This window comes from bacterium (assembly GCA_036524115.1).
In the GTDB taxonomy this organism is placed as follows: domain Bacteria; phylum JAUVQV01; class JAUVQV01; order JAUVQV01; family DATDCY01; genus DATDCY01.
The window spans coordinates 1-10,888 of record DATDCY010000245.1 but is presented as its reverse complement, the minus strand read 5'-3'; the positions used below and the strand labels follow the sequence as shown (position 1 = coordinate 10,888).

The 10,888-nt window shown below is 73.8% G+C and carries 10 protein-coding genes; 5 read left to right on the top strand and 5 right to left on the bottom strand.

Annotated features, from left to right (window positions below; translation table 11 throughout):
- Positions 1–137: 137 nt before the first annotated feature.
- From VI078_11985 to VI078_11965, 5 genes are all read right to left on the bottom strand, one after another.
- Complete coding sequence (locus VI078_11985; protein HEY5999999.1) at positions 138–455, bottom strand: cupin domain-containing protein; 318 nt, start codon at positions 453–455, stop codon at positions 138–140.
- Positions 456–556: 101 nt separating this feature from the next.
- Positions 557–3,154: a UbiA family prenyltransferase gene (locus VI078_11980; GenBank protein HEY5999998.1), complete on the bottom strand. Its 2,598-nt coding sequence runs from the start codon at positions 3,152–3,154 to the stop codon at positions 557–559.
- Position 3,155: 1 nt separating this feature from the next.
- A complete protein-coding gene (locus VI078_11975) occupies positions 3,156–4,262 on the bottom strand; it encodes a radical SAM protein (protein ID HEY5999997.1) in 1,107 nt (368 codons plus the stop codon).
- Positions 4,255–5,181: an epoxyqueuosine reductase gene (locus tag VI078_11970; protein HEY5999996.1), complete on the bottom strand. Its 927-nt coding sequence runs from the start codon at positions 5,179–5,181 to the stop codon at positions 4,255–4,257. The genes VI078_11975 and VI078_11970 overlap by 8 nt, the downstream gene beginning before the upstream one ends.
- Positions 5,178–6,242 carry a radical SAM protein gene (locus tag VI078_11965; protein ID HEY5999995.1) on the bottom strand — a complete coding sequence of 355 codons (1,065 nt, stop codon included), beginning with the start codon at positions 6,240–6,242 and terminating at the stop codon, positions 5,178–5,180. The genes VI078_11970 and VI078_11965 overlap by 4 nt, the downstream gene beginning before the upstream one ends.
- Before the next feature lie 128 nt (positions 6,243–6,370).
- On the opposite strand from VI078_11965, the gene VI078_11960 reads away from it, so the two are divergent.
- The 5 genes from VI078_11960 to VI078_11940 form a co-directional block, all read left to right on the top strand.
- Positions 6,371–7,828 (top strand): RtcB family protein, encoded by a 1,458-nt coding sequence (locus VI078_11960; protein ID HEY5999994.1) that lies wholly within the window; start codon positions 6,371–6,373, stop codon positions 7,826–7,828.
- Positions 7,829–7,830: 2 nt separating this feature from the next.
- Positions 7,831–8,295, top strand: coding sequence for an archease (locus VI078_11955; protein ID HEY5999993.1), 465 nt, complete (start codon positions 7,831–7,833; stop codon positions 8,293–8,295).
- Positions 8,296–8,502: 207 nt separating this feature from the next.
- Entirely contained in the window at positions 8,503–9,492 is a 990-nt protein-coding gene (locus tag VI078_11950; protein ID HEY5999992.1) for a MoxR family ATPase, read from the top strand.
- Positions 9,489–10,427, top strand: coding sequence for a DUF58 domain-containing protein (locus VI078_11945; GenBank protein HEY5999991.1), 939 nt, complete (start codon positions 9,489–9,491; stop codon positions 10,425–10,427). The genes VI078_11950 and VI078_11945 overlap by 4 nt, the downstream gene beginning before the upstream one ends.
- Positions 10,424–10,888 (top strand): hypothetical protein (locus tag VI078_11940; GenBank protein ID HEY5999990.1); only part of this gene is annotated, 465 nt, incomplete at its 3' end. The genes VI078_11945 and VI078_11940, both read left to right, overlap by 4 nt.

Genomic DNA, 10,888 nt, shown 5'->3' with positions numbered 1-10,888 from the left:
CCCTCGCTACCAGCGCGTCGCTCGCCAACGGCCACAAACCGGCTTCCGCAACCAACCGGAGCGGCGTCGCTCTCTCTCCGGCGTCCCTCACTACCTCAAAATACGTCGAACTGCAGACCCCTCGTGAATAATCCGGGCTAGAACGGCGGGGCGATCGTCACCACGATCCGCATGTCCGTCCGCGCCCGGACCCCGTGCGGCTCGGCGATCTCCGAGACGAGCATGTCGCCGGCAACGGCGGGCATGGCGGCATCGCCGGCCCCGAGGAACTCGCCTTCGCCCTCGATCACGAGGATGCTCAGCTGCCCCTCCGTGTCGTGCGAGTGGACGGGGAAGGTCTGGCCGGCGGGCAGGTTGAAGTTGATGATCCTGAACCACGGCGAGTCGTGGAGCAGGTTCTTCTTCATCGAGCCCGGATTGAACTCCCGCATTTTCGCCAGTTCCAGTTTCTTCATCGGTCCCGTGCCCCCTTCCGTCCGGTGATGCGCCTGCGGGTCCGCGGCGCCGGCCGCGCACCCGATCCTGCCGGAGAACATACCTCCGGGCGGCGCGGGCATCATTGACGCAGGTCAAGCGCCGCCGGGCCCGCCTGGGATAGCGGCGGCGGGCGGCGCGGCGCCGTGCTCGCGGCCGGCGCCTCACCGAGCGGCAGCAGCTCCCAGAGCTGGGCGCCGCGGGCGGTTGCCGCGACCGAGCGCCTGAAGCCCGCGCGCACGGTCATCCGCTCCCAGGAGCGCTCCTCCTCGTCGAGCAGGAGAACCCAGCACCGGGTCCTGTCCGTCCACGCGCGCAGGGCGCGCGCGGCGTCGGCGGGCGTCAGTGGCGGCGAGAGGGCCGTCGCGTCCGGGAGCCGCCCCTGCGCGTACCAGCGGAAGGGTCGCGCACAGCCGAACGAGACGAGCACCGGCTCGCCCGGCCCGATCGCGCTCGCCGCCGCCGCGACGAGGGGCTCCACGTCGTGGAGGATGTCGTAGCGGAAGTAGCGCGCGACGTCGTTGCGGTACGGCGGCAGTCGGTGCTCGACCGCGGCCCCCGTCCACGCCACCGCCGCGGCCGCCGCGACCGCCAGGGGCGCCGCGCCCGCGAGGCGCGGCCCGACAACGGGCTGGAGGCGTCGCCCCAGCTCGGCGATGCCCGAGGCCACGCAGAGCAGCACCAGCGGCGCCGCGAAGAGGAGGAACCTGCCCTGCGCGGCGATGTAGCGGTGGGCGAGCACTGCGGCGACCGTGAGCGAGAAGGTCGACACGGCCAGGAAGCGGAGGATCGAGACACCCGGTCTTGTCCACGCGACCAGACCGAGCGCCGCGAGCGGGAGCGCGATGAGCTCGAGCCCAGGGAAGAAGTACGAGAACGTGACCCGCACGCAGTCCGTCGCGACGGACGCCGTCCTGACCGCGAATGGCTGGGCGTCCCCGCGGGCGAGATCGCTCTCCCAGGCCTGGAGGAGCAGCGGGTTCCCGGCCTGCCGGTGCACGGCAGCAGCGAGGGCCAGCGCGAACGACAGGGCGTACAAGAGGGTCAGCGCCGCCCAGCGGCGTCGCGTCGCAGCCGCCGCGTCGCGCCAGGGCGCCGCCCAGCCCCAGCCGATCGCCCCTGCGATGGGGAAGACCGAGGCGAAGGAGACCCAGGGCGCGGCCAGCAGCGCCGCCGCGAGCGGCCGCGTCCCGCTCCCCGGTCGTGCGCCCGCCGGCGCGCCCGCGTCGCGTCCGAAGAAGCGCAGCACGAGCAGCGGCACGAGCGCGGCGAGGAGCAGGTCGACGCCGTAGTGCTTGAGTTCGCGCGAATAGTAGACGAGGGGGGGCGCGCCGGCGGCAGCGAGGAGGACCGTCGTCGAGACGGCCGGCGAGGCTCCGAGGGCGCGCGCCAGCCGCGGGAGCGCGGCGACCGCCGCGAGGCCGCAGAGCAGCGGCAGCAGCCGGAGAGCGATCTCGGGGGTCACCCCGGGAATCGCGCCGGCGAGCAGCGCGGTCACCTTCGCGAGGAGCACGAAGCCGACGGGCGCCGGCTGGGCGGTCGCGAGTATCGCGGGGACCGACTCCGCGGTGAGCGACGCGACCCAGGCCTCGTCGCGCCAGAACGGCTTGTCGTGCAGCAGCGCGACCCGCGCGACGAGCGCGAGCGCGAAGCCGGCGGCCGCGAGAACGGACGAAGCCGCTGGCAGCGGGCGGCTGGCGGGACCGGGCCGGGAGGCATAGCTCCCGAGTTCCGCGGCAGCGGTCGCCGCCGCGGCGAGGCAGAGCGGCCAGAGCCCCGGGGCGTCGAGCGCCGCCGCCGTGAGCAGCAGGACCGGCAGCAGCCGGACGGTGGAGAGCCCGAGCCCGAGGTAGAGCGCCGGCAGTTCCCGCGCGAACGTCGTGCGCGTCCCCGGCACCCCGCGTGCGCTGGCCCCGGCGGCCACGAGGCCGATGACCGTCGCGGCGACGGCGATCGCCGCACCCCGGCGCGGTCCGGTCTGCAGGAGCAGCGCGGGCGCGGCAAGGAAGCAGCCCGTCGCCACCCAGGCGGCGCAGCGCAGCAGGGCGCGGGCGCGCGCCAGTCCGGCGGCGACCGCAAAGGTCGCGGCGCCGCCCAACCGGTCGGCGTCGTGGTCGGTGACCTGGTGGTGGAGGAGGTGCACCCACTTGTCGAGGAAGACGACGGCCGCGAGATACGCCAGAACGCCGGACCGGCCCCCGAGGACGACGCCGGGAAGCAGCGCGTAGGCCCCGGCCGTGGCGGCGGCGTACGTCACGGGACCCGCGAGCCCGCGCACCTTCAGCCGCAGGGGCGGGGCGGAGTAGAGGATACCCAGCGCGAGCGAGGACCCGTAGACGAGGAGGGCCGGGCGCCCTCCCGCGACCGCCAGCGCGCCGGCCCCGATCGCGGCGACGAGGGCCAGGAGCGCGACCGCGCCCGGGAGCGGAACGGTCGCGATCCACCGCCGCTTGCCGGCGGCTTCGTCCTGGCGCCGGTCGAACAGGTCGTTCGCGAGGATGCTGACCTGGGCGAAGCACCCCGCGGCGACGAGGACGCGGGCGGCCGCGAGCAGCGCCGGTGTCGCGTCGCCGGCGGGTGCCGTCGCGGCCAGCACCGCCACCGGCAGCCAGACGTGGACGACCTTGCCCAGCCCCCGCCTGCCCAGGAGGAGGGCCGCGACGGCGGGCCCCCGGGCCACGCTACCCACGGGCGCCGGCGGCGCGGGGTCCTCCGGGCAGGCGTCGCACGGGGCAGGACGCATCCTCGGCGCGCATGCTCCCGGAGAACGCGTAGGCCGCGGCGCGGCAGCCGCCCCTGCACGAGGCAAAGAGGTCACAGCCCGCGCAGGATCCCTGCGGGCTCGCCCTGCGCTCCGCGTCGCGGAGCGCGGCGGACGCGAAGACCGCTTCCAGGCCGTCGCGCTCGACGTTCCCGACGTGCGCGCCGGGGACATCGAGGCAGACGCACGGGCTGAGCGTGCCGCAGGGATTCACGGTGAGGCGGTCGCGCCCCGCGCTGCAGCCGCGGTGAACGACGCGCACCCGCTCGCCGAGACGCTGCATCGCCGGGTGCAGCGGCGCCCAGGGGATGTACGTCTCGACGAGCCAGTGCTCTCCCGCGAGGAAGTGATCGAAGACTGGCTCCAGGAGGTTCAGGACGTCGGTATCCGGTTCCCAGGCGTCTCGCGCCCGTCGCGTGTGGACCGGCAGGTGGAGCGTGAGCGTCGCCCACTCCTCGCGGCGCGCGAGGTCGATCAGGGCCGGCAGATCGCCGAGCGTCGCCGGTGTCACGCGGGATGAGACCGTCGCGTGGAAGCCGGCGGCCTGGACGAGGCGCGTGGCCGCGATCGCCCGCTCGAGCAGCGCGGGGTCACAGCCGTGCAGCGCCGCGTATCGGGAGGGATCGAGGGTGTCGATGCTCACCTGGAAGCTCGACACGAGCGTCTCGGCGCGGAGGCGCCGCAGCAGCTCGTCCGTCAGGAGGCTGCCGTTGGTGGCGATGCGGGCCGAGATGCCGTGCCGAGCCATCGCGGCCAGCAGCTCGGGGACGTCAGGCCGCATGAAGGGCTCGCCGCCGGAGACGATGACGTCCCGGACGCCCGCCTCGCGGGCGCGCGCGATCAAGTTCTTCGCCGCAGCGGTGTCGATCTCGCCGTCGCGCCGCCGCCCGGCATCGGCATAGCAGACGGCACAGGAGAAATTGCACGCGTACGTGATGTTCCACACGAGCTGGCGCAGCGCCGCCGGCCCGTCCCACGTGCGCTCGGCGGTGTGGCCCGGGCGCAGCTTGAGCTTGACGTCAAGCACCGGCGTGCCCGCCGCCCGCGGCGGTCTGCGGGGTGCCCGCCTCGCACGGGACGCCGCACTGGCAGAGCGCGCAGCCGAGCGAGTGCCCGGACGTCCGCTTCCCGCCCTTGACGACGTCGGCCTCCAGCAGCTCCAGCGTCTGGCGGTAGCCGGGAAGGAAGCGTTCGCGCACCACGTTGCGGCGCTGGTAGCACTTCTCCTTGTCCAGGCCGTCGGGGCCGATCGCCCCGGCAGGGCAGCGGGGGATGCACCGGCCGCAGCCGGTGCCGTCCGGCCCGAGGCAGGGATGGCGATGGCTTCCGGTCGGACTGGCGGAAACCTCCACGTCCAGATCGGTGACCGCGCTGCCGAAACGCACGGCAATCCCGGCCGGCGTGATCAGTCCCGCGTTCAGCCCGAACGTCCCGAGACCGGCCGCGTAGGCCGCGTGGCGCTCGGACCACGCGGAGGAGAACACCCAGCGCTCGTCCCGGAAGGCGTCGTACGCCGCGGTCGCGATCGGCGTCGTCGCGGCGTGTCCCCGTTCAACGAGGCGCGCGACGAAGGACCGCGACACCCGCTCGCTGAGCGCCGCAGCGTTGTTGCGCGCCTGCGAGTAGAGCGACGAAGGCCACTCGGCGCCGCGGTTGGAGCGCCGGACGGCCTCCGTGTAGGGGAGGGCCCAGGCGATGACGCGAACTGGCGCGGACGGGTCCGCCATGCGGTCGCGGATCACCGCGCGGGGCATGAGGTGGCGCGGGCTGACGACGTCGCGGAACGTCTCGAACAGCGGGTCGTCGCCGTCGGCGACACCGACGAGCGGCGGCCCGAAGATCGCGACGCCGCCGCGGTCGCGCAACGTGTTCTCCGGCGCGCCGAGGACCAGTTCGCGCAGCGTGGTCTCGACCCAGGCGCGCCGCTCCCGTGCCCCCGTGCTCACGGCGCCGCCGCTCCCCGCTCCCGCCGCAGGTCGCGCGCGGCGTCCTCGACGTGGCGCCGCAGCGCCTCGCGTTGCTCCGGGATGTTCATCGGGCAGTCGCCGCGGCAGACCATGGCCGGCCGCCGGCAGTGGCGGCGCCAGATCTCGGCGAGCGGCCGCTCCCGCAGGTTGCCGAGGACGAAGGGCACGAAGGCGCACGGGGTCACGTTGCCGTTCGCCGAGACGTACAGCAGTTCGTTGCGGTACATGCAGCAGTTCGTCCCCGCCCGGGGCATCTCCAGGTGCGCGAACGTCAGGTCCTGCAGCTCGCGAAGCTTCGCCCGCTCCGCCGCCGTCAGCAGCTTGTCCGCGGCGTCGGTCCACGCGCCGGTGGCGATCGGGATCAGGACGTACATGTGCCGCCCGCCGAGGCTCCTCCCGAGGGCGATCGTGCGCTCGAGGCCCTCGGGGATGCTCTCGCGGGGGGCGACGGTCATGATCCGGCACGGTATGCCGTGGCGGACGACGGTGCGGATCCCGCGCACCGCCCGCTCGTGCAGGCCCGGCGTCCCGCGGAAGCGATCGTGCACCGCGGGGTCGGCGCTGTCGAGCGACACGCCGCACTCCGTGAGTCCCGCCACCTTGAGGCGCCGCACATTCTCGTCGGTCAGGAGCAGCCCGTTGGAGTTGACCCGCGTCAGCAGCCCGAGCGAACGCGCGTACGCGACCAGCTCGAAGAGGTCCTCCCGCAGCAGCGGCTCGCCCCCCGAGAAGTGGACGATCATTGCGCCGAGCCCGCGGATCTCGCGCAGGACCCGCCGCGCCTCCTCGGTGGTCAGCTCGTTCTCGCGCGGGCGCGCCGGCGAGTCCGAGTAGCAGTGCTCGCAGCGGCACTGGCACCGGTAGGTGACCGCGACCGTGGCGAAGGTCGGGCAGGGTTCGCCCCGGAGCCGGCGGGCATGGTGCGCGCCCGCGGCCGCCCAGGCCCTGAGGGAGTGGTTGCTCAGGTACATCCGCAGCGCGCGGTAGCCGGTGTTGAAGGCCGCGCTCGCGGTCGGCAGGTAGCGGAATGCCATGCCCATGACGGGGGGATGTTGGTGCCCGGAAAACCGGAAGTCAAGGCAGCCGCTTTGCGGCGCGCGCGAATGCGGCGTACATTCCAGGCGGGGCGCCCGCGTCGGGCGTCCCGTCGCCGGGAGGTGCGAGCGCCATGCCGCTTCCGAAGGGGATCCGCAGGGTCGCGGAGGCCGTCTGGGAGATCCCGCCGAGCTACAAGCAGGGGATGCGCGTCCCCGCGCGCGTCTGCGCCTCCGAGCGGCTCCTGGGCGAGATGGACGAGGGGGTCTTCGAGCAGGTCACGAACGTGGCGATGCTCCCCGGGATCGTCCGGTGCGCCTTCTGCATGCCGGACGGCCACTGGGGCTACGGCTTCCCGATCGGCGGCGTCGCCGCGATGGACCCGGACACCGGCGTGATCTCGCCCGGCGGGATCGGCTTCGACATCAACTGCGGGATGCGGCTGCTGCTGACGAACCTCACCGAGGCGGAGGTGCGCCCGCGCCTGCGCCTGCTCGTCGACCGGCTCTTTGCGCGGATCCCGGCCGGCGTCGGCAGCCGCGGGTTCCTCGACCTGAAGCCGGCGATCTTCCGCAAGGTCGTCGAGCAGGGCGCCCCCTGGTGCATCCGCGAGGGGTACGGCTGGGAGGAGGACCTCGAGCGCACGGAGGAGGGGGGGCGCATCGACGGGGCGGACGCCGCCACGGTCAGCGCGCGGGCGGTCGAGCGCGGCTGCGCGCAGATCGGCACCCTCGGCTCGGGCAACCACTACCTGGAGGTGCAGGTCGTTCGGCCGGAGAACGTCTTCGACGAGGCGCTGGCACGCGCCTTCGGGCTCACGCTGCCGAACCAGGTCGTCGTCATGTTCCACTGCGGCAGCCGCGGCTTCGGCCACCAGGTGGCCTCGGACTACCTGATGAGCTTCCTCAAGGTGATGGGGCCGCGCTACCACATCGCCGTCCCCGACCGGGAGCTGGCCTGCGCGCCCTTCGGCTCGCCCGAGGGCCAGGACTACTTCGCGGCGATGAAGTGCGCCCTGAACATGTCGTTCGCCAACCGGCAGGTGATCGCGCACCGGATCCGCGAGGTGTTCGCCGAGGTCTTCGGCAGGGATCCGCGCGAGCTGGGCATGAGCCAGGTCTACGACGTCTGCCACAACACGGCGAAGCTCGAGCGCCACCTCGTCGACGGGCGGGTGCGCGAGCTGCTCGTGCACCGCAAGGGGGCGACGCGCGCCTTCGGCCCGGGCCGCGAGGAGCTTCCCGCGATGTACCGCGAGACGGGCCAGCCGGTGATCATCGGCGGGTCCATGCAGACCGGCTCGTACCTGCTGGCCGGGACGCCGGGGGGGAGCGAGACCTTCTTCTCCACCGCCCACGGCAGCGGCCGGACGATGAGTCGCCATGAGGCCAAGCGCCGCTTCTCGGGGCGCGCGCTCGAGCGGAGCATGGAGGAGCAGGGGATCCTCGTGCGCACTGCCAGCTATGGGGGCTTCGCCGAGGAGGCGGGGGCGGCGTACAAGGACATCGACCTCGTGGTGGCCGCGACCGAGCTGGCGGGGATCAGCCGGCGGGTCGTGCGCCTGGTCCCCATCGGCAACGTGAAGGGCTAGGCGTGCCCCCCACCGGCGCCGCAGTCCCGCAGCCGCGGGGCTGGCGCGCGCGTGACGACGTCGCCATCGCGGACGTCGCCTTCGAGGCGTGGGGGCCCACGCTCGAGGAGGCGTTCCTCGCCGCCGCGGAGGCCACCGTCGCCACGATGTCCGCGGACCCCGGGGCCATCGCGGCGCGCCAGCGGCGCACCATGCGGCTCGAGGAGGCGGCTGCCGACCTGCTGCTGTATCGCTTCCTCGAGGAGCTCGTCTACTACAAGGACGCCGAGGGGTTGCTCCTGCGGGTCGCCTCGGTGCGCATCGAGGAGCGCGACGGCGGGCTCGCGCTCGAGGCGCAGGCCGAGGGCGAGGCCCTGGACCCGGCGCGCCACGGCCTCCTGGCCGACGTCAAGGCCGTCACCCTGCACCGGCTGCGCGTCGAGCGGACCGAGCGCGGGTGGACGGCGTTCGTGGTGCTGGACGTCTGACGCGCCCCGGGCGCAGGCGGCCGCGTGTCGCGGATCACACGCGCCGCGGCGGGCCGGACGGTATCATCATCGGCGGCGTCATCCCCGGTGGATTTTCGCCCCGTCTGGCATGACAATGGCGCAGCGGGCCGCCGCTGCCGATCCGGGGCCCGGCGGCGGCGCGGGCCCGGCGCGGACGCGCGAGGCAGGCAAGGGAGGCTCGACAGCATGGAGAGCGACATCGAGAAGGTCAACGCCCTCGTCCGGGAGGAGGGGCGCTTCGTCGCCGATCTCCAGGCGGGGATGGGCAAGGTCATCGTGGGCCAGAAGCACCTGGTCGACGGGCTGCTCGTCGCCCTCCTCGCCAACGGGCACGTCCTGCTCGAGGGCGTCCCCGGTCTGGCCAAGACGCTGGCGGTGCGCACGCTCGCGGCGCTGATCGACGTCTCGTTCCAGCGCGTCCAGTTCACGCCCGACCTGCTGCCCGCCGACCTGGTCGGGACGCTGGTCTACAACCCGCGCGAGGCGACCTTCAGCACCCGCAAGGGGCCCATCTTCGCGAACCTCGTCCTGGCCGACGAGATCAACCGCGCCCCCGCGAAGGTGCAGAGCGCGCTGCTCGAGGCCATGCAGGAGCGGCAGGTCACGATCGGGCAGGAGACGTTCCCGCTGCCGCGGCCGTTCCTGGTGCTGGCCACGCAGAACCCGATCGAGCAGGAAGGGACGTACCCGCTCCCCGAGGCGCAGGTGGACCGCTTCATGCTCAAGCTCCGCGTCGGCTACCCGACCCTCGAGGAGGAGCGCCGGATCATGGACGCGATGGCGTTCACCGAGAAGGAGATCGCGGTCCGGCCGGTGGTCCGGCCCGAGGCCCTCGTCCGTGCCCGGCAGGTGGTCGACGCGATCTACGTCGACGCGAAGATCAAGGACTACATCCTCTCGGTCGTCTTCGCCACGCGCGAGCCGGAGAAGTACCAGCTCAAGCTCGGGGACTACATCCGCTACGGGGCCTCCCCGCGCGCGAGCCTCTACCTGGCGGTCGCCGCGAGGGCGCACGCCTTCGTCGCGGGGCGCGGCTACGTGACGCCCCAGGACGTGAAGGCGATTGCCCCGGACGTGCTGCGCCACCGGCTGATCGTCTCCTACGAGGCCGAGGCGGAGGAGATCACCGCCGACGGGCTGATCGGCCGCATCCTCGGCGAGCTGCCCGTCCCGTGACGCCCGCGCCCCGCCCGAAGGCCGCGCCGGAGGTCCCCGGGGCAGCCGCCGCGGCGATCCCGCGGGAGGTGCTGCGGCGGGTCCGCCAGATCGAGATCCGGACGAACCGGATGGTCACCAGCGTCTTTGGCGGCGAGTACCTCAGCGTCTTCAAGGGCCAGGGGATGGAGTTCCAGGAGGTGCGCGCGTACGTCCCGGGGGACGACGTCCGCAGCATCGACTGGAACGTCAGCGCGCGCGGCGGCGGACTCTTCGTCAAGAAGTTCGTGGAGGAGCGCGAGCTGACGGTCATGCTGCTCGTCGACGTCTCCGCGTCGCAGTTCTTCGGCGGCACGGCGCGGTTCAAGAAGGACCTCGCGGCGGAGATCGCGGCCGTGCTCGCCTTCGCCGCCATCCGCAACAACGACCGCGTCGGTCTGGTGCTCTTCACGGACCGGGTGGAGCTGCACGTCCCGCCGGGCAAGGGGAGCGGCCACGTGCTGCGGGTGATCCGCGAGGTGCTCTCGTTCACGCCGCGGGGGCGCGGCACGCGGCTGGTCTCGGCGCTGGAGTTCCTCAACCGGGTGACGCACCGACGCTCGGTGGCCTTCCTGCTCAGCGACTTTCACGACGCCGGCTTCGAGCGGCCGCTGCGGGTGACGGCGCGGCGCCACGACCTGATCTCCGTCGTCATCGGCGACCGGCGCGAGCGCGAGTGGCCCGCGGTCGGGCTCGTCGAGTGGCGCGACCCGGAGTCGGGGGCGCGGCGGCTCGTGGACACCTCGGGCCGCGGCGTGCGGGAGGCGCTCGCGCGGGGGTGGGGCGAGCGGCGCCGACGTCTGCTCGACACCCTGCGGGGCGCGCGCTGCGATGCGGTCGAGGTCTTCGCGGGCGAGCCGTACGAGCGCGAGCTGATCTCCTTCTTCAAGCTCCGGGAGCGAAGGCTGCGGATGTGAGGAAGCCCGAGTGCAGGAGGCTGGCCTCGGCGGCGGCGGTCTGTCTCGCGGTCGCCATGGTCCCGCACCCGGCCGCCGGCGCCGCGCCCGCGCCGCTCGCGGTGTCCGCCTCGCTGGAGCCCGCGGAGATCCGCGTCGGGGACGTCGCCCGCCTGACGGTCACCGTCGATCACCCGGTCGGGGGGACCCTGACGGTGCCGGAGCCGGGGCGGGGAAAGGCGGTCCTCGCGCTGGACCGGCGGCGCGAGACCTCCCAGCCTGGGGCGGGGACGACCGCGGGCCTCGAGCGGACGACGTTCGTCATCTCCCTGACGTCCTTCGAGATCGGCGAGCGCGACGTCGGCGGCGGGGTGGTCACGTATTCGGGGCCGGGCGGCCCCGTCGCGTCGCCACTGCCGGCTGCCGTCCTGCGCACGCGCTCGCTGCTGCGCGGCGACGACACGCCCATGCGGGGAACGCGG